Below are 21,129 nucleotides of genomic sequence, written 5' to 3'. Positions count from 1 at the left end.
TGTCGCAGGCACCCTCGTAGAGATCCTCGCTGAGGAAGACGACACCGTCGAGGTCGGCGAAGTCATCGCCCGCATCGGCGACGCTGACGCCAAGCCAGCTGAAAAGGAAGCTCCAAAGGCCGAAGAGACAAAGGAAGAAAAGAAGGAAGCCCCGAAGGCTGAAGAGCCTAAGGAGGAGAAGCCGAAGGACGAGAAGCCTGCATCGCAGGCTTCGACCAAGGTGAACAAGTCCGACGGTTCCCTCCCGTACGTCACCCCGCTCGTGCGCAAGCTGGCAGAAAAGCACGGCGTTGATCTTTCCACGGTCGAGGGCACTGGCGTTGGTGGCCGAATCCGCAAGCAGGACGTGATCGCTGCGGCGAAGGGTGGATCCGACGACAAGACCGAGGCATCGGCTCCGAAGTCCGAGGAAAAGAAAGGCGCACGCTCCAACTGGTCCACCAAGTCCGTGGATCCGGAGAAGCAGTCGCTGATCGGCACCACCCAGAAGGTCAATCGCATCCGCGAGATCACCGCTGCGAAGATGGTCGAGTCGCTGCAGACCACGGCTCAGCTCACGCACGTTCAGGAAGTCGATGTCACCCGCATCGCAGAGCTGCGCAAGCGCGTGAAGCCGGAGTTCATCAAGAAGCACGACGCCAACATCACCTACCTCGCGTTCTTCATCAAGGCGACGGCCGAGGCCCTGGTCTCCCACCCGAACGTCAACGCGTCCTACGATGCGGAGAAGAAGGAGATCACCTACCACGAGGACGTCAATATTGGTGTCGCAGTGGATACGCCACAGGGCCTGCTCGTGCCGGTGATCAAGCGTGCACAGGACCTGAACCTGGCGCAGATCGCGCAAGCTATCAACGACCTGGCGACCCGCGCACGCAACAAGAAGCTGCGCCCGGACGACCTGTCTGGTGCAACGTTCACGGTGACCAACATCGGTTCCGAAGGTGCACTGCTGGATACGCCGGTGCTCACCCCGCCACAGGCAGGCATCCTGGGTACCGCGGCGATTGAGAAGCGCCCGGTCATCGTTACAGAGGAAGGTAGCGACTCCATCGCGATCCGCCAGATGTGCTACCTGCCATTCACCTACGATCACCAGCTGATCGACGGCGCAGATGCAGGCCGCTTCGTCACCACGATCAAGGACCGCATCGAAACCGGCGACTTTGAAGACGACCTAGACCTCTAAAACAGGTCAAGATGAGGAATCTTAGCGGTGGCCCCAATGCCAATACGGTGTTGGGGCCACCGCTGTTTTCACCTCTGCATATTTTCAGCTGACTGGCCGACCCAGGCCAGTTTTGCCCCGTAGACTATTCACGACATCAGGTTCAGAACTACCAAAGGAGTAGATCTTGGATTACATCACCCGCCATATCGGTCCGGACACGCAGGAAACGGAGGCGATGCTCGCGAAAGTCGGCTACGACTCACTCGAGGCGCTGACCACTGCCGCGATCCCCGCCGATCTGCTACTTCAAGGGCCACTCAACCTTCCCGCCCCGCTCACGGAATACCAGGCGCAGGATCGGTTGCGGGAGTTGGCGTCGAAAAATGAGGTGCTCAAGGCGTTCTACGGCCAGGGGTACTCGTCGACGTTGACGCCGCCGGTAATTCGGCGCGGTGTGGTCGAGGATGCTGGGTGGTACACGGCGTATACACCGTATCAGCCTGAGATTTCGCAGGGTCGTCTTGAGGCACTGCTGAACTTCCAAACTATGGTGCAGGACCTGACCGGCCTGGACATTGCGAACGCTTCCCTGCTGGATGAGGCTTCGGCGGCTGCGGAGGCTGTCGGCTTGATGGCTCGCGCAGTGCGCAAGGGTCGGACGGTGCTGCTGGATGCGCGCCTGCACCCGCAGGTGTTGCGGGTCGCGTCGGAGCGTGCTCGCACGCTTGACCTCGAGGTGGAGGTCGTTGACCTGCGTGAGGGGGTCGTGGGAGAGGGCCTCGTGGGTGCCATCGTGGCCTACCCCGGCACCGAGGGCGACGTGGTTGATCCTCGCGTGGTGGTCGAGGCGGTGCACGAGCGCGGGGGCTTGGTCGCGGTGGATGCGGATATTCTTGCGCTGACGCTGCTGGAGTCCCCTGGTGAGCTTGGCGCGGATATCGCGATCGGGTCCACGCAGCGCTTCGGCGTTCCGCTGTTCTACGGTGGCCCGCACGCCGCGTACATGGCGGTCAAGGAGAAGATGAAGCGCCAGCTGCCGGGCCGCCTGGTGGGTGTGTCGAAGGACGCGGAGGGCACTCCTGCCTACCGCCTGGCCCTGCAGACCCGTGAGCAGCATATTCGTCGCGAGCGCGCGACCTCCAACATCTGTACCGCGCAGGCGTTGCTCGCGGTGACAGCGTCGATGTACGCCGTGTACCACGGCCCACGCGGTCTTGAGGCTATCGCTGCTCAGGTGCATGACTGGGCGGCGCGCTTCGCCAAGTCCCTGCGTGACGCGGGTATCGAGGTCAAGCACGACGCGTTCTTCGACACGGTGGCCGTCGTCGTGGACAGCTCCGAGGCAGTGTGCGAGCGCTTGGCGGATGCCGGTTACCTGGTGCGCCCGATTGACGCGACCACGGTGGGTGTCTCCTTCGGTGAGGACACGTCGGAGGACGACCTCGCGGCGCTGCTCGCTGGCTTCGGTGTCGACACGGTTGCTCACGAGGCGCCGTCCGCGCTGCCCGAGGCGCTGCGCCGCACAACGGAGTTCATGACGCACCCCAATTTCAACTCGGTGCATTCTGAGACGCAGATGATGCGCTACATCCGCAAGCTCGGCGACAAGGACCTCGCGCTGGATCGCACGATGATCCCGCTGGGTTCCTGCACGATGAAGCTGAACCCGACCGCGGGCCTAGAGACCATCACGTGGCCAGCATTCGCGAACGTGCACCCGTACACACCGGATCGCTTCACGGCTGGTTGGAGGGAGCTTATCGACGAGCTCCGCGCCTGGCTTGTCGAAATCACCGGATACGCCGAGGTATCTATGCAGCCAAACTCGGGTGCGACGGGCGAGCTGGCTGGCCTGTTGGCGATTCGCCGCTACCACGTTTCCCGTGGTGACCATGGCCGTGACATCTGCTTGATCCCGGCGTCGGCGCACGGTACGAACGCTGCGTCGGCGACGCTGGCGAACCTTCGGGTGGTCGTCGTAAAGACTGCGGAGGATGGCTCGATCGACCTGGCTGACTTGGATGCGAAGCTTGAGCAGCACGGCGAGCACGTCGCAGCGATTATGGTCACCTACCCGTCCACGCACGGTGTGTATGAGGACACGGTGCAGGCCGTCGCGGAGAAGGTGCACGCGGTGGGCGGTCAGGTCTACATCGATGGCGCGAACATGAACGCGCTGACTGGGCTTGCGCGCCCGGGTGACTTTGGTGGCGACGTATCGCACCTGAACCTGCATAAGACGTTTACGATTCCGCACGGCGGTGGCGGCCCGGGCGTTGGCCCGATTGGTGTGGCGGAGCACCTGATTCCGTTCCTGCCGACGGACCCGAACGTCGACCCAACGCATGCGGCCGACCCTGCCCCAGTTGGCGAGGGCGTGCCGGTTGCCGCGGCGAAGTTCGGCTCGGCGGGCGTGCTGCAGATCGCGTGGTCCTACATCGCGATGAGCGGTGCGGAGGGGTTGGCGTCCGCAACTGCGCATGCGGTGCTGGCGGCGAACTACGTGGCTCACGAGCTGCACGATTCCTTCCCGGTGCTCTACACCGGCGAGCATGGGCTGGTGGGCCACGAGTGCATCCTTGACCTGCGCGAGCTGACGGACCGCTCGGGCGTGACCGCGGCGGATGTGGCGAAGCGCCTGGTGGACTACGGTTTCCACGCCCCTACCCTGGCGTTCCCGGTGGCGGGCACGCTGATGGTGGAGCCGACCGAGTCCGAGGATCTGGACGAGCTGGATCGCTTCATCGAGGCGATGCGTTCCATCCGCACGGAGATCCAGGAGATCATCGACGGCAAGGTATCCTACGAGGCCTCCGTCCTGCACCATGCGCCGTTTACCGCGCACAGCGTCGCTAGCACTGCGTGGGACTACGAGTTCTCCCGCGAGCAGGCCGCCTACCCGGTAGAGCGCTTGGTGCGCGAGAAGTACTTCCCGCCTGTGCGCCGCATTGATGAGGCGTACGGCGACCGCAACCTGGTGTGCTCCTGCCCGCCGCCGGAGGCGTTTGATATTTCTGAAAGTTCAGCGAGTGCGGAAAAGTAAGGAGTGATTGTGATGGCTGAGACCCCTTTGTTTGCAGCGCATGAGGAGCTTGGTGCTTCCTTTACGGACTTCGGTGGCTGGAACATGCCACTGAAGTACGACAACGAGCTTGCGGAGCACCGTGCGGTGCGCGAGCGCGTCGGCATCTTTGATCTCTCCCACATGGGCGAGATTGATGTACGCGGCCCCCAGGCTGCGGAGTTTTTGGACTACACGTTGATTTCCACGCTGTCTACGTTGCGTGTTGGCAAGGCGAAGTACTCGATGATCGTGGCCGAAGATGGCGGCATCATCGACGATTTGATCTCTTACCGCCTCGCAGACGATCACTTCCTGGTCGTGCCGAACGCTGGCAACACGCCCGCGGTGTGGGAGGCATTCCAAAAGCGCGCAGCAAACTTCGATGTAGAGCTGACGAACCGTAGCGCGGACGTCGCGCTTGTTGCGGTGCAGGGCCCTGATTCCTTATCGACGATCGCTTCGCACCTCGACGGCGACGCCGGTGCCTTGGCGTACTACTCGGCGGCACCGATGCGCTTCGGTGACTGCGACGTCTTGGTCGCCCGAACCGGCTACACCGGCGAGGACGGCTTCGAGATCTACTGCGACCGCGAAGACGCCCGCGCGATCTGGGACGCTCTCGCACCGAACGCGACGCCGTGTGGCCTGGCTGCGCGCGACTCCCTGCGGCTCGAGGCGTCGATGCCGCTGTACGGCCACGAGCTTTCCCGCGAGATCACCCCGGTCGAGGCCGGGATGGGCCGCGCGTTTGCGAAGAAAGAGGCGGACTTCGTGGGCAAGGACGCGCTTGTCAGCCGCGAGCCCTCGGTGGTTATTGCCGGCCTGTCGTCGGAGCAGCGTCGCGCCGCTCGCGAGGGTGCCGAGATCTACCTGGGCGATACGCGCATCGGCGTCGTCACCTCCGGGCAGCCTTCGCCCACGCTGCAGCGTCCGGTGGCGCTCGCGCACATCGACCCAGCGCACGCCGAGGTTGGCACGGATGTTGAGATTGATATCCGCGGCCGCCGCTATCCGTTTACTATTGTGGACACACCGTTCTATTCCCGAAAGGACCAGTAATCATGTCTTTGAACCCTGATTTTTACTACTCGGAGGACCACGAGTGGATCAACGCTCGCCCTGAGGACGCTGCTGGCACCAAGGTGCGCGTAGGCATCACGAACGTTGCGGCGGATCGCCTCGGCGAGGTCGTGTTCGCTGAGCTGCCGCAGGTCGGCGACCAGGTCACGGCTGGTGAGACGTGCGGTGAGGTGGAATCGACGAAGTCGGTGTCTGACCTGTACGCACCGGTGACTGGCACGGTGACCGCGGTCAACGAGGACATTGATGGCGCCTACGAGGCCATCAACGAGGACCCGTTCGGTGCTGGCTGGCTCTTCGAGGTTGAGGTCGAGGAGGTTGGTCCACTGATGACGGCGGATGAGTACGCTGCCGCTAACGGTGTCGAAAACTAGCGACTATCGTTGGCAGGCATGACAGCTCCACGCGATCCGTTCTTCCCTGCCGACAAATCCATTCGGGCCTCAGCCGCGCCTATTGATGTGCGCGAGCTGGGGCTCGTTGATTATGAGGAAGCCTGGCACCTCCAGGCTGAGCTGGCCAAGCAGCGTGCGTCGGACGAGATCCCGGACACGGTGTTGGTGCTGCAGCACCCCTCGGTGTTTACCGCGGGCAAGCGAACCCAGCCGGAGGACTTGCCGGATCCGTCGTACCCGGTCTCGGTCGTGGACGTTGATCGCGGAGGACGCATCACGTGGCACGGCGAGGGCCAGCTTGTCCTCTACCCCATCATCAAACTTGCCCAACCGGTAGACGTCGTGGACTACGTGCGCCGCCTGGAGGAGGCGATCATCGAGACGGTGCGCAAGGCGGGGGTACATGCCGCCGGGCGTATCGACGGCCGCTCCGGCGTCTGGGTGCCAAAAACCGTCGACGCGGCGGATAGCTCGGCGTCGCACCGCGATAGGAAGATCGCGGCGCTGGGTATCCGCATCACCCGCGGAGTGACCATGCATGGGCTCGCGCTGAACTGCGACAACACCTTGGAGCACTACGGCCACATCGTTGCGTGCGGCATCGACGACGCCGACGTGACCACGATGAGCCTGGAGCTCGGCCGCGACGTCACACCTGAGGAGATGACCGCTCCGCTGCTCGACGCCCTCAAGCGCGCCCTTGCAGGCGAGCTCGTGGTGGCCGACCACAGCTTTGGTTCGGCACCGGATCCGACGAAGGGGCTCAAACGTCGAGATGTAAGGCGAGCCTCCCATTAAACCTCGACTTTGGAGGGGCTGTCCGTTACGGTGGACGGCGTGACTATTGCACCAGAAGGACGCAAACTACTTCGCGTAGAAAAACGCAACGCCCAGACCCCTATCGAGTCGAAACCGCGTTGGATCCGCAACGCGGTCAAGACCGGCCCTGAGTACGAGGACATGAAAAAGAAGGTGAAGGGCGCGTCCCTTCACACCGTGTGCCAGGAGGCCGGCTGCCCCAACATTCACGAGTGCTGGGAGTCGCGCGAGGCGACATTCCTGATCGGTGGCGCGAACTGCTCTCGTCGCTGTGACTTCTGCCAGATCAACTCGGCGAAGCCCGAGCCGCTCGACGTCAACGAGCCACAGCGTGTGGCGGAGTCAGTTCGCGAGATGAACCTGAACTACTCCACCATCACCGGTGTGACCCGCGACGACCTCGAGGATGAGGGCGCGTGGCTGTATGCGGAGGTTGTGCGCAAGATTCACGAGCTCAACCCGCATACTGGCGTCGAAAATCTCACCCCGGACTTTTCCGGCAAGCCGGATCTGCTCCAGGAGGTCTTTGAAGCTCGTCCGGAGGTCTTCGCGCACAACGTGGAGACGGTCCCGCGCATCTTTAAGCGCATCCGCCCGGCGTTCCGCTACGACCGCTCTCTGGACGTCATCCGCCAGGCGCGCGACTTCGGTTTGATCACCAAGTCCAACCTGATCCTGGGCATGGGTGAGACCCAGGAAGAGGTCTTGCAGGCGCTGCAAGACCTTGTTGACGCCGGCACCGACATCATCACGATCACCCAGTACCTGCGCCCCGGCCCGATGTACCACCCGATCGACCGTTGGGTAAAGCCCGAAGAGTTCATCGAGTACCGCGACGCGGCCTACGAGATGGGCTTCGGCGCCGTCATGTCGGGTCCACTGGTGCGCTCCTCATACCGCGCGGGCAAGCTCTACGTCGAGGCGATGGAGCACCGCGGCCTGGAGTTGCCGGAAAACCTGCGCCACCTGGCGGAAACCTCGAAGGGCGACACTGCCCAGGAAGCCTCGACGCTCCTGGAGAAGTACGGTGCTTCGAAGGATCACCCGGTAGCAACACGTTCCTAACCCGCTTTGGCCACTTTGGTCCGGCCATGTTCGTGACATAGAGTTGACGGCATGGCTCAGTCGAAGGATAAGGCAGCCCTGAAGGCTGCGAAGAAGCAGGAGCGCGCCGCGAAGCGCGCAAAGGGAAAGCAGACACGTAGCCAGATTTGGCAGGCGTTTCAGATTCAGCGCAAGCGGGATAAGAAGCTCATCCCGATTATGCTGGCCTGCCTGCTTGGCATGGGTCTGCTTTTCTTCTTGATCGGCCTCATTTGGGGCGGCCAGTGGTACATGCTGGCGCTCGGCTTGGCGTTCGGTACGGTGCTGGCGATGTGGATGTTCACCCGCCGCTTGGAGCGCTCGATGTACGACGAGGTCGGTGACACCCCGGGCGTTGCCGGTTGGACGCTGGAGAACTTGCGTAACTCCGTCGGCATGGTGTGGATCACCAAGACCGGCGTGCAGGCCAACACCCATATGGATACCGTGCACCGCGTGATTGGCCTGCCAGGCGTCATCCTGGTCGGTGAGGGCAACGAGAACCGCCTGCGCACCCTGATGAAGAAGGAGTCCCGCCGCGTGGACCGCCTGCTGGCAGGCGTACCAATCCACGAGGTGTACGTAGGCGAAGGCGAAGGCCAGGTTGCAGTACGTGACCTGCAGAAGCACTTGATGAAGCTGCCACGCCACTACCGCAAGGATGACGTCTACTCCATGAGCGCCAAGCTCGAGGCGATGGACGCCCGCACGCAACCTGGCCAGATGCCTGGTCTGCCTGGCGGCCCGCTGCCGAAGCAGGCCCAGAACATGGCGGGTATGAACCGCCGTATGCGCCGAATGCAGCAGCGTCAAGGCAAGTAAGTATGTCTTCCTTCGACATGGGCGTCGAGGCCAGCACCGCGCTGCGCCTCGGCGCTCTTTTGTTGTCCGCGGGCGCTCCCGGCTACCGAGTCACCCGCGCCGTGAAGCGTTGTGCCCGCGCAATGCACTTCGACGACGCCGACGTGGTCGTCGGCTTCGACACGATCACGTGCACTGTCCACCGCGGTGATAATTTCCGCACGCTCGTGGCTGATCTTCCGCTGCCAGGGGTGAACGCGTCGCGCATCGAGGCGCTCGAGAACCTCACCAAGCACGAGATGCACCGCTACACCACCGCGGAAGAAATCAACGCCGCCATCGACGAGATTGAGGCAATCCCTACCCCTCGTTGGGGTCCGCTGACCTCCAGCTGCGCGGCTGGCCTTGCATGTGGTGGCTTCGCGGTGCTGAACCACTTTTCCTACTTCACCGCGTTACTCGTGATTATTGCGGCTGGTGTGGGCCAGTACGTCCGTCTGCGATTGGGGCGTCGACACCTCCTGCAACTAGGCGTCGTGATGGCAGCGGCCCTGGTGTCAACGCTGCTGTTCCTGGCGCTCGCGTGGGCACTGCCCCACTCCGACTTTGAGCTCTCCGCGGGCTTCGTCCCCGCCATTTTGTACCTGGTGCCGGGCTTTCCCCTGTTCGTTTCTTTGATGGATCTCTCCCGCTTCGACTTCACCTCGGGGCTGCCGAGGCTCTTCTTCGCGCTCGAAGTGGTCCTCACCATGATGCTGACGGTTGCGGTCATCGCGATGGTCACCGATGCGCCCGCCCCCAGTACGGTCAGCGCAACCCCGGATCCTGCGTTTTACGGGGCTGCGGCGCTCGCCAGCTTCGTCTCCGTGGGTGGGTTCGCCATTTTGTTTAATGCCTCACGCAGGATGACACTTTTGGCAGCCACGCTCGGCACTGTCGCCAATGTGTTGCGTCTCATGCTTGTCGACGCCCACGTGGAATACTTCCTCGCCTGCCTGCTGGGGACCCTTGTGATCGGCATTCTTGGGTCCTGGCTGGGCCAGCACTTTCGGGTGCCGCGCACCACGGTGACCATCCCCGCAGCCGTGGTCATGATCCCCGGCCCCACCATTTACGCGGCGCTGCACCAGATCACGAACGGCAATATCTCCGCGGCAATCGACTCGACTACCGCCGTCGTGCTCACGGTATTGTTCCTCTCTGGAGGCCTGACGGTGGCCCGTCTGCTCACTGACAAGAACTGGGCGTTCCAGCGCACCGTGGAATTCCGCCCGTTGGAGGAACCCTAGCTGCGGATCACGGTCGTGTTGGTCGCACGATCGTGCATGCCGCGGCCGTCGGCGTCGACAAGCGCTGCGGGCAGAATGAACGCAGTGAGCAGCGTGCGCACTGCCGCGCGCCACAGCCCGACGGGCTCTTCCGCGTCGACGCGGGCCACCCCCATCCCGAGGATCGCCATGCCCGGCGTGCGTGCAAATAGCCAACCGCAAATGATGCCCAACACGATCCACAACAGATACGTCAACGTCGACGTGCCACCGAAAACGGTGGTGTTGGCATGAATGATCGCTGCAGCCGCCCAGGCAATTGCCCAGTCGATCGCGACGCCTCCCATGCGTCGCGCCACCGACGCCTGCGCGCCCGCGCCCTCCTTCGGCAGCCCAAGAAACTGCCCCGGGTAGTCAGGGATCGCATCATCGCCTTTGAACTGGCCGGGAAGCTCCGGGCCGTCGAGCCATCGTTTTCCTTGGGGTGCAGACATGCGACATAGCCTATCCTCTTTTCCCGAAAAGCTGTTACAGAGCGGGAGCTACACGCTAGAATTGTGCGAAGTTCCCAACGCCGTCCGAAGGAGAAAAGGTCGTGTCTTTCGAAACTATCGAAGACGTAAAGAAGTTCATTCAGGACGAGAACGTGGAGTTTGTCGACGTCCGGTTTACCGACGTCCCCGGCATCGAGCACCACTTCTCTATCCCTGCCTCCATGTTTGACGAAACCGTCATGGAAGAAGGCCTCGCCTTCGACGGCTCATCGATTCGTGGCTTTACCACCATCGAAGAGTCCGACATGACGCTCATGCCGGATCTCGCCACCGCGAAGCTGGACCAGTTCCGCGCAGCGAAGACCCTGAACGTGAAGTTCTTCGTCAACGACCCATTCACCCTCGAAGCGTTCTCCCGCGACCCGCGCAACGTTGCGCGCAAGGCGGAGCAGTACCTGGCTTCCACCGGCATCGCCGATACCTGTAGCTTTGGCGCCGAGGCCGAGTTCTACCTCTTCGACTCCATCCGATACGAGGTCGAAGGCCACCGCGCGTTCTACGAGATTGACGCCGAAGAAGGCTGGTGGAATCGTGGCAAGGAAACAGATGCAGTCGGCGGCCCGAACCTTGGCTACCACAACCGCGTCAAGGGCGGCTACTTCCCCGTCCCACCACACGACAAGACCGTCGACGTGCGCGACGCCATGGTCAAGAACCTGCGCGAATCCGGCTTCGAAATCGAACGCTTCCACCGCGAGGTAGGCAACGGCGGCCAGCAGGAGATCAACTACCGCTTCAACACCCTGCTGCACGCGGCTGACGACCTGCAGGACTTCAAATACATCGTCAAGAACACCGCCACCCAGTACGGCAAGACGGCCACCTTTATGCCGAAGCCCCTGGCCGGTGACAACGGTTCCGGAATGCACGCCCACCAGTCCCTCTGGAAGGACGGCAAGCCACTGTTCTACGACGAGAACGGCTACGGCGGGCTCTCCAACATCGCCCGCTGGTACATCGGCGGCATCCTTGAGCACGCCGGCGCTGTCCTTGCGTTTACCAACCCGACGCTGAACTCCTACCACCGCCTGGTGCCAGGTTTCGAGGCCCCAATCAACCTGGTGTACTCCCAGCGCAACCGCTCTGCCGCGATCCGCATCCCGATCACTGGCACCAACCCGAAGGCGAAGCGCATCGAGTTCCGCGCACCGGACCCATCAGGCAACCCGTACCTCGGCTTCGCTGCCATGATGATGGCAGGCCTCGACGGTGTGAAGAATCGCATCGAGCCACACGCTCCGGTGGACAAGGACCTCTACGAGCTGCCACCGGAGGAAGCCAAGGACATCCCGCAGGCGCCGACTTCGCTCGAGGCGTCGCTCCAGGCGCTGCAGGACGACTACGAATTCCTCACCGAAGGCGACGTCTTCACCGAAGACCTCATCGACACGTACGTGAAGCTGAAGTACGACAGTGAGATCACCCCGGCACGCCTGCGCCCGACGCCGCTGGAGTTTGAGCTGTACTTTGACTGCTAGATTCTGAGCCCAGGTTCGTCCTGGCCTCTTGCCCACGGTTTCCGTCACGGTTGCCGTGGGTTTTTCTTTGTCTTCTTCCTGTGCAGCGGACTTTTGCACCACATTCCCTCACGCGAAATCGGCGACCTGCGCATTTGCCGACGTCCCCTTCCCAAACCCAGGAATCTGGTGCGGGCCGCTTCGTGCCAGTGCCAAAAGACACAACACATAACATCTAGTCCTTTTGTGACCTGCAGGAACGTGGAGGTCGAAATTCAAACTTGCGCCCCCTGTCACTACGCTTCAGGCCCGGACACCAAATTCCCCATTTCCCCCAGAAAGACTTGAGTATTTCCCCAGGTGGCCGAAGTCCGCGGACGGATTGTGGTGCACAGCTCGCCCACAGAAACCTGCTCCACCCGCCCCGCTATACATAACTCCACACAAACCACACATTTCCACACAAACCACACAACTCCACACAAGAGCGCTAATGTGTAACTATGACGACCACGCAAAACCCTTTCCGTGCTTCGCTTGGGACTAGCCCGCCACTCCTAGTCGGCCGCGACGAAGTAATCGATGACTTCAGACTCGGGCTTGAAGAAGGACCAGGTGCACACGAACGCATCTCACTCCTCGTTGGCGCACGAGGTATTGGAAAAACAGCCCTACTCAACGAGTTAGAAGACACCGCAATAAACGCTGGGTGGCTAACGTTTTCCGAAACGGCGACTGAGGGGTTCGTCGATAAGTTGAGAGACCAGCTTACAGAGTTTCTCGAGAGCGATGCGCCGACCCGAACCTCTTTTCAAGTTGGTCCGAGTGCTTTGCGCCTCAAGCATGAGTTCGAACGGCCTGCTCAAAGGCCACGTTCACTCCGTACTCTACTCACGGAGGTCCTTGACACGCTCGCGAACCACAACAGGTTTAACCGTTCTGCCAGTGGTGTCTTAATTACGGTCGATGAGCTTCATTTCGTACATCATGATGAAATTGTTGAGTTCGCGACGGCTATTCAACACCTCGTTCGAGAAAACAGGGAAATCGCCGTGGTAATGGCCGGTATTCCAAGTTCGGTGAGACCTCTGCTTGCCAGTGACGAAGGGCGCAATCCAATCACTTTCTTAAGGCGTGCAAACCGCGTGGATCTCGGCCGACTCAGAGGTACAGAGGTCCGTGAGGGGCTCACAGTTCCCGTCCAACAGGCCGGACGCTCGTGGGACGAGGGAGCCCTTGTGTCAGCTGTCCAAGCTACTGGAGGTTATCCGTTCATGATCCAGTTGATTGGCAACTTCGCTTGGCGCTTTGAATCCTCTGACACAATTCAATTGGAGGCTACGGAGAAGGCGATTACTCGTGCACGGAAGAAACTCGGGCAACTTGTTCATGAACCAGCGCTCAACGATCTTTCTGCGGAGGATCGTAGGTTCCTTGCTGCAATGTCGCTCGATGATGGTGCCTCGAAAATCAGCGATGTCGCCAGCCGTCTCGAAGTGAGCGAACAACAAGCGTACAACTATCGACGCCGCCTTAGCGAAGCCGACTTAATCACTTACGACCGCGGCACCGCAGACTTCGCTCTCCCCTATCTGCGCGAGTACCTTCGCACCCATGTGGTCGCAGATATTCTTCGTCTGCCCGAGTTCGATGCCTAATTACCGGGATCGCTTTGATTTCTTAGAACGAAGGCTTGTTATGTGAAGCTGTGTTCTCCGGCGCTCGGATACCCCCCGAAATGCCTAAAACTCACGAGCTAATCACATTAGGATTACGTGCACGAATCCAACCTACGTTGTACTGCAAGTGGTGCTCAAAGAAAAGCTCATGGGCACTGCCTCCAGAAGTCCTTCCGAACTCGAAGACGTCATCAACACCCAGTGCGCGAAAGGCTATCGCCTGCACACCATCACCACCACCTCATCTGGCAGTAAAGGACTGCTCGGAGGCGACCGCGTGCAGGCAACCCTGGTATTTGAAAGCCTGTAGGTAAGCACGCGTCGGGTACTCCCGTGACGCAGCGGTCTCTTGGATTGGGATTGTGTAGCAGGCTGCCTGCCTGACCCTGCTTGGGTGGTTGCTGGGCGGACTTGTGTCGTGCACGGCACTGCTATCGCCTATGTTGGGTCTGGTGGCGCTGAAAACACTTGACGAATTTCTAGCAACCGTTCCCGAAGGTGACAAGCGCGCCCGGATGACCGACGTCATCGACTGGGTGCACAGCAACTACCCGGATCTTGAGCTACAGATCAAATGGAGCCAGCCGATGTTTACGCTCGGCGGCACGTATATCGTTGGGTTTTCGGTGGCGTCGAAACACATGGCCATCGCACCTGAGCAAGCAACGATCACGCATTTCCAGCCAGAGCTCGAAGCCCTGGGCGCAGACTTCACGAAGAATATCATCCGCCAGCCTTGGGGCTCCCCTTTCAACTTCGAGCTGCTCGGCGAGCTCATTGACTACCAGATTGCCACCAAGCGTGGCATGACCAGCTTCTGGAGGTAGCACTTTCCGCTGGTCGTTCTCGCTCCGGCAAGCACTTCAATCGAATCTCCTTTCTAATGTTGGTTGGTTACGTACGCCAACGCCTCTTTTATGTCGGACCCCGCCTCTAAGATCGGGCCTAGTAGATGATCCAGCAGTATGGAGAATTGCACATGACCCGAGCTCAGTCGCTGGCCGATGTTTTTACCCTCTCACGTCTCGCCAAGCAGTCCCCTGCCTGGACGCTGCTGCGCGCGCATAATGCTCCGACTATCCTCACGGTGCTCAGCGCAGTGTTTAAGGGTGAGGATAAACCCATTGCCGGCCAGGACTTCATCTCCGCTGTCGAGCCCCTGCTTGCTGACATCCGAGAGCAAACAGACGAGGAACTACCCAAGGCTGCAACCGCGTACGTGAATGATTGGGTGAAGGCCGGGTACCTGGTTCGTCGCAGTCCGAAAGAGCTGCACGATGAAACATATGAGCTTTCCCCGGATGCGCACTCGGCGCTGGACTATGCGATGCATCTGATTAACCCCCAGCACACGGTCACGAAGTCCCGCCTGGGCACGTTGATGGCGTCACTGTATTCGCTAGCTGCAGAGACTGACCCGGACGAGGCCACTGCGATCGCACGATTGGAAGCCCAGCGTGATAGCTTGCAGCGTCAGATCGACGCGATTAGTCAGCACGGAGTCAACGTTCTCGCCGATGCCGAAGCTGTGGAACGAGCACGCGAGATTCTCAATCTAGTCAGTGACTTGCCTGCCGATTTTGCACGTGTACAGGCTGAGGTGGAGAAAGTAAACGTAGAGCTGCGTCAATCCATCGTGGAGGATGAGCGCAGCGCCGCAGACGTGTTGGACAACGTGTTCCGGGGCGTAGACCTCATCAACGAGTCAGATGCAGGCAAGGCATTCGGCGGATTCTATGACTTGTTCTTGGATCCGGAGCAATCCCATCGTTTCGACGCCACACTGGAAGCGGTCATGTCGCGCGATTTCGTGACCAAGCTGACTCCCGAGGAGCGCCTCCAGCTGCACCTGCTCATGAGCACGCTCGACGCCTCCTCCGGGCAAGTGCATGATTCCATGACCAGCCTATCGAGGTCACTGCGGCGCTTCGTGCAGTCGAGGGAAGCCGAGTCCCAACAAGCACTCACGAAAGCGATTAATGACGCCAACGCATGTGCTCTACAGGTTGCGCGCACCAACGCAGCCCCCGGGCAACACGTCTTCCTTGAGCTGGAGCTGAGCACGCACCAGGCAAAGTCTGTCTCTAGTTGGAAGTTGTGGGACCCGCTGGAGTACCGGATCGAGACCACGGTAGAAGAGGCTGAGATCGGGGAGATAGACCTCGAGGAGCTGCGCCGACAGATCAGAGAATCGGAGATTGACTGGCAGGAGCTCACCGATGCCATTAACGCGTCCGTTCACCGCCGTGGTGTAGCCACGTTGAGCGAGGTCCTGCAGGATCACCCTGCTACGCAAGGAGTCGCCAGCGTAGTAGGCGTCATTGTGTTGGCAGAAAAACATGGTCGGCGGACTGAAGGCAGTGAACTCCTGAGGTGGACGTCGATTAGTGGACACCCTTGGCAAGCCCGCTTCCCTACTCATGTCTTTGACCAGTCTCTCGAAGGAACCAACTAAGAGGAAACCACCATGCATGACAATGAATCCACCACTCTGTATGAGGGCGACACCGGAACGCTCACTTCCGGCCAGCGCAGGGCCCTCGCGGAGCTCATCCGCGGCCCGTATGTGTCGATGCTGACCTCACCGGAGATTTTTAGCATCGTCTCCTCCTCGCGGGAAGTGCTAGCGCAACAGCTCGACAACTTGTTCTTGACCTTGATTATCGACGACAATGCCGGCGTTGCCTATACGAAGACGTGGGAAGCTGATCACCCTGATAAACGTGCGATGCTGCGCACACTGCCGCTGAAGTTTGTCGACACTGTCGTACTGCTGCATCTTCGCAAAGCACTGATCCACACCAACCCCAATGAACGCACCATCGTAGATGAAAACGAAGTCTTCGAAGCCACGCTTCCGTATCAAGCTGCAGAGGGCACTGACCACACGAAACAGCGCAAACGGTTCGAAGCCGCATGGAATAAGTTCAAGAAGAACTCCATCGTGGTGAAGACCCCGACGACTGGCCGCTACGAAGTTTCACCGGTGCTGCGAATCCTCTTTTCTGCCGAAGAAATTGCTGCAGTTACCGCAAGCTACCAACAGGTTCTGGAGGACAACGCATGACTGATCTGATCGCAGGCCAATTCCGGTTATCACGCATCCAGGTGTACAACTGGGGAACGTTTAATAACCTGCACACAGTAGACGTTGCACGCAAGGGATTCCTCATCACAGGTGCGTCCGGTTCAGGCAAGTCGACGCTCATCGATGCTGTATCGACGATCTTGGTCCCTCCAATAAAGCGGAAATTCAACGCGGCTGCTTCCGACACTGCGAAAGCTTCGGGCCGCGACCTCATTACTTATTGCCGTGGTGCGTGGCGTCGGGAGCACTCCGTAGAGGTCGACGAGCTCACCCGTTCATTCCTACGAACAGGCGCTACGTGGTCAGGCGTGAATCTCACCTATTCAGACGGCGCTGGTCGAGAAGTCAGTGCGGTCTACCTGATGTATCTGAGTGCCAACGCCCATGTTGCTGCCGACGTGAAGAACTTATTCTTGGCGCTGCCAGGGCAAGTGAACCTAGCGGACTTCGAACCCATTGCTGTACAGGAGGCCGATATCGGCCTGGCCAAGCGCACCTACAAAGATGCCTTCGCAATCAACCGAAGCCATCGTCCGTTTATCGCCGCACTGAGAAAACAGCTGGGGATTCCTGACGATGGTGCTTTGGCATTGCTGCACCGCACCCAGTCCGCAAAGACTCTCGGGGACTTGAACCACCTGATGCGCACCTTCATGCTGCCCGAACCGGAAACCTTTGCCGTCGCGGAAACCGCAGCGACTATGTTCACCGAGCTCAAGTCCGCGCACTCGACAGTACTTACTGCCCGTGATCAGATTGCGCACTTGGTTCCCATGCGCGAATCCATCAATGAAGCGACTCAGCTTCTCGGCCAGCTCGATGAGGCCGACGCAGATAAAGCTGGGCTCGAGCGGTTCATCGCTGAGAAACGAGCGAGCTTCGCCCAAGAGGACGTCGAGCAGCTGAACGCACAAAAAGATGCGGTGGAGGACGAGCGGACCCAAGTGGAAGCAATCCTCGATAGCCTCAATACCGAGAAGGATTCGCTTCACGCCCAGATCCATGGCACTGGTGACACAGGCATTCAAGCAGCACAAAATCAACGAGACAATGCCAAACTTCGCCTGCAGGCTGTGCAACAGCAGGCCGGAGTCTACGAAGGCCTGCTTGATCACTTAGGCGACGGCACCGGAATCCCGACGACGAGCGAACAATTTTCACTCGTCCGGGATTCGCTACGCCGTGAGGCCGGAGACATTCGCGACGAGGTAGCTACCCAAGAACAACGCCGTGGGGTGATCTACCCGCAGATTGATGAAACTGACAAAGCCATCGCGCGGGCAAGTGATGAGCTTCAAATCATCCGCAAGTATCGCTCTTCCATGGATGCGCGCCTGCTCCGCGCCCGCCAGCGAATTGCAGATATCACTGGCATCGCGCTCAAAGAGCTCCCGTTCGTGGCTGATGAAATCTATATGCACCCAGATCACCTTGAGTGGCAACCTGCTGCTGAACGCATAGTTGGTGGGTTCGCCAGGACGTTGATCGTCCCAGAAGAGCATTATCAGGCTGTGAGTAAGGCTGTGGATTCCACGCACCTCGATGCCCGGCTTGATTACGTGCGGGTGACCTCATCGATGGAGCACTCGACGCCACGCCCGTTTGTACAAGATTCTCTTGGCACAAAACTGTTCGTGCGCAGCGGCCGCTTTCATGACTGGCTACAATCCCAGCTCTCGGATCGGTTCGACCATGCCTGTGTACAAACGATTGACGAGTTCCGGTCAGCTTCCAAAGCCGTAACCCTCAATGGTCAGGTCAAGAACAAAACTCGGCATACAAAAGACGACCGTCGGCGCATTGACGATCGTTCTCGCTGGGTGTTGTCTGGCAACGTCGACGATAAGATCGACGAGCTCACCGCTATCATCGTGCGAAAGAAGTCCGAGCTCCAGCAGCTCAAGGAACAGCGCACCCGGTTTGAGGCACACGTTAAGCGGCTGGAGCGCCGCGTGGGCATCTGCGAACGCCTGCTAGAGACCGAGGATTTCTCTGCTATCGACGTCCCCTCTGCTGAAAGCAGCCTCAACGTCGCCCAAGCAGCGCTCGACCGCCTCGTTGATGGGAACCAGGAACTGGCCCAACTGCGCAAAGAACTCGAGGTTATTGCGCAACGGATCAACGACTGTTCTTCGCGCGTGACGGACCTCAACCAGCGAATTGGCGGCCTTAGCAGCCAGCTTCAGCGAGCCAAACAAGAGTATGCCCAGGCACAGCACGTCTTGGACGAAACCGAGCCGCTGGACTCGAGCGTTATCCAACGGCTCGCAGCACGCCTTGATCGCCACACTCGACGCGCCCAACGTTCAAACATCGATGAGCTTCAACGAACCTTGCAGGAAGAACTGAATAAACAAATCTCTGGTCTGCAATCAAAAATCGTTCGTCTGGAGAACACCATTCGCACTGCGATGGAGAAGTACGTGGATAGGTGGCCGGAGCGTCGCGGGGATCTCCACCCTGACCTGCAATGGCGTGGGGATTTTCTCGCCGAGCTGGACCGCCTGGAAGACGATGACCTCCCCCGCTTTGAAGCTGACTTCCGGGAGCTGCTGCGTGAACAAACCGACCGTCACTTGGGTCGACTGCGGCGTTTACTCTCGGAAGCCACTGCGAAAACCCGCAGTTCCATCGGGCCTGTCAACGAATCCTTGTCCGAAGTCAGCTTCTACGGCCCGAACTTCCTCCAGATCGAGGTCAAAGAGTCCCAGCCCGCTGAGGCTCGCCAGTTCATCGCAAAACTCAACGACGCGCTGGAAGGGTCCCTCCACGACGACGACCAGGCAGCCAGCGAAGCTCGTTTTTCCAAGCTCAAGGCAGTCATCGATGACATCACCGTGAACGACACAACTACTGTCCGACAGCGCATCCAGCGTCTAGATACCCGCGAACACGTGAAATTTCTTGGAGTGGAAGTAACTCCGGATGGTGAGCGAGGCGCCGTCTACGACTCCGCGGAAGGGCTTTCAGGCGGGCAAGCACAAAAGCTATCCTCGTTCTGCCTGGCTGCTGCGCTGCGATACCGTCTGACTGGAATTGGAACAACCACCGCGCAGGCAAAGCGTGCCACGGTGGTGCATGACGGGGCGACCTATCCCAAGTTCGGCTCAGTTATTTTGGACGAGGCTTTCGACCGTGCCGACGCGGAGTTCACTCGTGCCGCGATGGAAGCTTTCCATCGATTCGGCTTCCACATGATTTTGGCCACCCCGCTCAAGCTCCTCCAAACCGTGGAAGACTACATCGGCGGCATCCTTAAGGTCGACTGCCCGGACCGTAAGCATTCCCGCACCGCGCAGTTGAAGTTCGAGGAAGTCGCGGCATCACTCTCCCCTGCTGCAGAAGAGGACGAACAGTGAAGTATCCGCCTGACGTACACAAGCGAGCTTTGACATTTTATAGGCGCAACCACCGCAGCTGGTTAGCCGGTGAATTCAGCCCACTACGCATCAGCTTGAGCCCACCCACTGCTGCAGAAGTTTCCAAAAACGACGGCTCCCGAGTACGCGAGTGGCTTTCTACCTGGGAACGGCATTGGTTAGACCCTGAGACCACAGTCAAACGCCTGGACGTCTACGGCACCCACACGGTCCCGTCGGCAGTAGTCCTGTCTTCCCCTGTGGTGGCCGCTCGCGCTGCAGGCAAGCTGAAGGAATGGCAACGAATAAATGCCTTGGTGGACCGCTTTGAGACGACACTTGGCACGCACGTACGGGCCCCGCTGGCGCTACGACTAAAAGCGTGGAAGGAGTTCGACGACACAACAGCGACGCAGTTCATCGACACGGTCACCTGGATCAATGCAAACGACACCTCACGCTTCTACGAGCGGGAGCTTCCGATTCGCGGTATCGATAGTAAATGGATAGCCCAGTACCGCTCCCTCATCGAGTCGCTCACAGGACCGCTGAAATTCAAACAGGCCCCTGCCATGATGGACATGCGCAGCCTCGACCCATCTTGCGATCTCTTCGGGCTCCATCGAGTCTGCTGTGAGCTCGATGAGGTCCGTCACCACCAGTTACCAGGGTCACGAGCCATCATCGTAGAGAACTACCAGACCTATATAGCTCTGCCGGAAATGCCGGACACCATTGCGATCTATGGGCAGGGAATGAACGCGATTTCGCTTTCCCGCGACGCCACCTGGCTTCACGACAGGGAGGTCTTGTACTGGGGAGATTTAGACTCCAACGGTTTCTACATTCTCGACCATGTACGAATGAACCTCCCCCGCACACGGTCAGTACTCATGGACCTCGCAACCGCCCGCGCGCATGCCGCGTACGGCGTAGAAGAGACTACTTCCAAACGCTTCGAACCCATCACGCTCAGCGACGATGAGCAAGCCACGCTTGAATTCCTTCATACCCATGCGGACAACACGTGGTTGCGAATCGAACAAGAAAGGATTGGTTTTGACTGGGCTCAGCGCGCGTTGCAACAGATGTAGGCCGATTCCACCGACGACACCACTACCACCACGACCAGCGATAACAGTCAACATGTTAGGGATTTGGTAAGTCGCACTTTAGGGATTTGGTGTTATGTGTCACTACCTTTTGCACGCTTAAAGTCATGACAGTGTGCACGCTTAAGGTCATGACATTGTTTACACCTAATGTCATGACATTGTGCACAGTTTCGTGACCTTTTATGCTGTGTGTCGG

The 21,129-nt window shown here is 59.8% G+C and carries 17 protein-coding genes; 16 read left to right on the top strand and 1 reads right to left on the bottom strand.

Going from position 1 to position 21,129, the window contains the following annotated elements:
- The 8 genes from sucB to JMN37_RS10665 all read left to right on the top strand — a co-directional run.
- Nucleotides 1–1,189 (top strand): 2-oxoglutarate dehydrogenase, E2 component, dihydrolipoamide succinyltransferase (gene sucB, locus JMN37_RS10700; protein WP_252932149.1); only part of this gene is annotated, 1,189 nt, incomplete at its 5' end.
- 166 nt (nt 1,190–1,355) lie between these two features.
- Nucleotides 1,356–4,214: an aminomethyl-transferring glycine dehydrogenase gene (gene gcvP, locus JMN37_RS10695; protein WP_071572441.1), complete on the top strand. Its 2,859-nt coding sequence runs from the start codon at nt 1,356–1,358 to the stop codon at nt 4,212–4,214.
- Between the two features lie 12 nt (nt 4,215–4,226).
- A complete protein-coding gene (gene gcvT / locus JMN37_RS10690) occupies nt 4,227–5,294 on the top strand; it encodes a glycine cleavage system aminomethyltransferase GcvT (protein ID WP_070363465.1) in 1,068 nt (355 codons plus the stop codon).
- 2 nt (nt 5,295–5,296) lie between these two features.
- The gene (gene gcvH / locus JMN37_RS10685) at nt 5,297–5,689 is read left to right on the top strand and encodes a glycine cleavage system protein GcvH (RefSeq protein ID WP_083290837.1); all 393 of its coding nucleotides are present in this window, start codon (nt 5,297–5,299) and stop codon (nt 5,687–5,689) included.
- 18 nt (nt 5,690–5,707) lie between these two features.
- Nucleotides 5,708–6,508: a lipoyl(octanoyl) transferase LipB gene (lipB, locus tag JMN37_RS10680; protein WP_071572439.1), complete on the top strand. Its 801-nt coding sequence runs from the start codon at nt 5,708–5,710 to the stop codon at nt 6,506–6,508.
- A 39-nt stretch (nt 6,509–6,547) separates the two neighbouring features.
- Nucleotides 6,548–7,594 carry a lipoyl synthase gene (lipA, locus tag JMN37_RS10675; protein WP_070478033.1) on the top strand — a complete coding sequence of 349 codons (1,047 nt, stop codon included), beginning with the start codon at nt 6,548–6,550 and terminating at the stop codon, nt 7,592–7,594.
- A 51-nt stretch (nt 7,595–7,645) separates the two neighbouring features.
- Nucleotides 7,646–8,434, top strand: a complete 789-nt coding sequence (locus JMN37_RS10670; RefSeq protein WP_070477827.1) for a DUF4191 domain-containing protein — start codon at nt 7,646–7,648, stop codon at nt 8,432–8,434.
- A 2-nt stretch (nt 8,435–8,436) separates the two neighbouring features.
- The gene (locus JMN37_RS10665; protein ID WP_252932148.1) at nt 8,437–9,702 is read left to right on the top strand and encodes a threonine/serine exporter family protein; all 1,266 of its coding nucleotides are present in this window, start codon (nt 8,437–8,439) and stop codon (nt 9,700–9,702) included.
- Here the strand turns inward: JMN37_RS10665 and JMN37_RS10660 are convergent.
- Nucleotides 9,699–10,175, bottom strand: a complete 477-nt coding sequence (locus JMN37_RS10660) for an RDD family protein (RefSeq protein WP_070362177.1) — start codon at nt 10,173–10,175, stop codon at nt 9,699–9,701. The genes JMN37_RS10665 and JMN37_RS10660 overlap by 4 nt on opposite strands.
- Nucleotides 10,176–10,276: 101 nt before the next feature.
- Between JMN37_RS10660 and glnA the strand changes: the two genes are divergently transcribed.
- The 8 genes from glnA to JMN37_RS11485 all read left to right on the top strand — a co-directional run bounded on the left by glnA (nt 10,277) and on the right by JMN37_RS11485 (nt 20,912).
- The gene (glnA, locus tag JMN37_RS10655) at nt 10,277–11,713 is read left to right on the top strand and encodes a type I glutamate--ammonia ligase (RefSeq protein ID WP_252932147.1); all 1,437 of its coding nucleotides are present in this window, start codon (nt 10,277–10,279) and stop codon (nt 11,711–11,713) included.
- Between the two features lie 482 nt (nt 11,714–12,195).
- On the top strand, nt 12,196–13,350 hold the full coding sequence (locus JMN37_RS10650) for a DUF8462 domain-containing protein (RefSeq protein ID WP_070976495.1): 1,155 nt from the start codon (nt 12,196–12,198) through the stop codon (nt 13,348–13,350).
- Between the two features lie 151 nt (nt 13,351–13,501).
- A complete protein-coding gene (locus JMN37_RS10645) occupies nt 13,502–13,681 on the top strand; it encodes a DUF4177 domain-containing protein (protein ID WP_252932146.1) in 180 nt (59 codons plus the stop codon).
- A 142-nt stretch (nt 13,682–13,823) separates the two neighbouring features.
- Entirely contained in the window at nt 13,824–14,198 is a 375-nt protein-coding gene (locus tag JMN37_RS10640; protein WP_083329558.1) for an iron chaperone, read from the top strand.
- Between the two features lie 152 nt (nt 14,199–14,350).
- Nucleotides 14,351–15,826 (top strand): DUF3375 domain-containing protein, encoded by a 1,476-nt coding sequence (locus tag JMN37_RS10635; RefSeq protein ID WP_252932145.1) that lies wholly within the window; start codon nt 14,351–14,353, stop codon nt 15,824–15,826.
- Between the two features lie 12 nt (nt 15,827–15,838).
- Nucleotides 15,839–16,438, top strand: coding sequence for a DUF4194 domain-containing protein (locus tag JMN37_RS10630; protein WP_252932144.1), 600 nt, complete (start codon nt 15,839–15,841; stop codon nt 16,436–16,438).
- The gene (locus tag JMN37_RS10625) at nt 16,435–19,818 is read left to right on the top strand and encodes an ATP-binding protein (protein ID WP_252932143.1); all 3,384 of its coding nucleotides are present in this window, start codon (nt 16,435–16,437) and stop codon (nt 19,816–19,818) included. The genes JMN37_RS10630 and JMN37_RS10625 overlap by 4 nt, the downstream gene beginning before the upstream one ends.
- The gene (locus tag JMN37_RS11485; protein WP_071572429.1) at nt 19,815–20,912 is read left to right on the top strand and encodes a Wadjet anti-phage system protein JetD domain-containing protein; all 1,098 of its coding nucleotides are present in this window, start codon (nt 19,815–19,817) and stop codon (nt 20,910–20,912) included. The genes JMN37_RS10625 and JMN37_RS11485 overlap by 4 nt, the downstream gene beginning before the upstream one ends.
- The last annotated feature ends 217 nt before the right edge of the window (nt 20,913–21,129 follow it).

This window comes from Corynebacterium lipophilum (genome assembly GCF_024102595.1).
GTDB classification, from domain to species: Bacteria; Actinomycetota; Actinomycetes; order Mycobacteriales; family Mycobacteriaceae; genus Corynebacterium; species Corynebacterium pseudogenitalium.
The sequence above is the reverse complement of the archived record's forward strand: the minus strand, read 5'-3'. Positions and strand labels throughout refer to the sequence as shown.

What these genes read in the sequence shown, in the direction of transcription:
- gcvT (WP_070363465.1), top strand. Translation starts at nt 4,227, where the DNA reads ATGGCTGAGACCCCTTTGTTTGCAGCGCATGAGGAGCTTGGTGCTTCC.
- gcvH (WP_083290837.1), top strand. Translation starts at nt 5,297, where the DNA reads ATGTCTTTGAACCCTGATTTTTACTACTCGGAGGACCACGAGTGGATC.
- lipB (WP_071572439.1), top strand. Translation starts at nt 5,708, where the DNA reads ATGACAGCTCCACGCGATCCGTTCTTCCCTGCCGACAAATCCATTCGG.
- JMN37_RS10670 (WP_070477827.1), top strand. Translation starts at nt 7,646, where the DNA reads ATGGCTCAGTCGAAGGATAAGGCAGCCCTGAAGGCTGCGAAGAAGCAG.
- JMN37_RS10665 (WP_252932148.1), top strand. Translation starts at nt 8,437, where the DNA reads ATGTCTTCCTTCGACATGGGCGTCGAGGCCAGCACCGCGCTGCGCCTC.
- JMN37_RS10660 (WP_070362177.1), bottom strand. Translation starts at nt 10,175, where the DNA reads ATGTCTGCACCCCAAGGAAAACGATGGCTCGACGGCCCGGAGCTTCCC.
- JMN37_RS10650 (WP_070976495.1), top strand. Translation starts at nt 12,196, where the DNA reads ATGACGACCACGCAAAACCCTTTCCGTGCTTCGCTTGGGACTAGCCCG.
- JMN37_RS10635 (WP_252932145.1), top strand. Translation starts at nt 14,351, where the DNA reads ATGACCCGAGCTCAGTCGCTGGCCGATGTTTTTACCCTCTCACGTCTC.
- JMN37_RS10630 (WP_252932144.1), top strand. Translation starts at nt 15,839, where the DNA reads ATGCATGACAATGAATCCACCACTCTGTATGAGGGCGACACCGGAACG.
- JMN37_RS10625 (WP_252932143.1), top strand. Translation starts at nt 16,435, where the DNA reads ATGACTGATCTGATCGCAGGCCAATTCCGGTTATCACGCATCCAGGTG.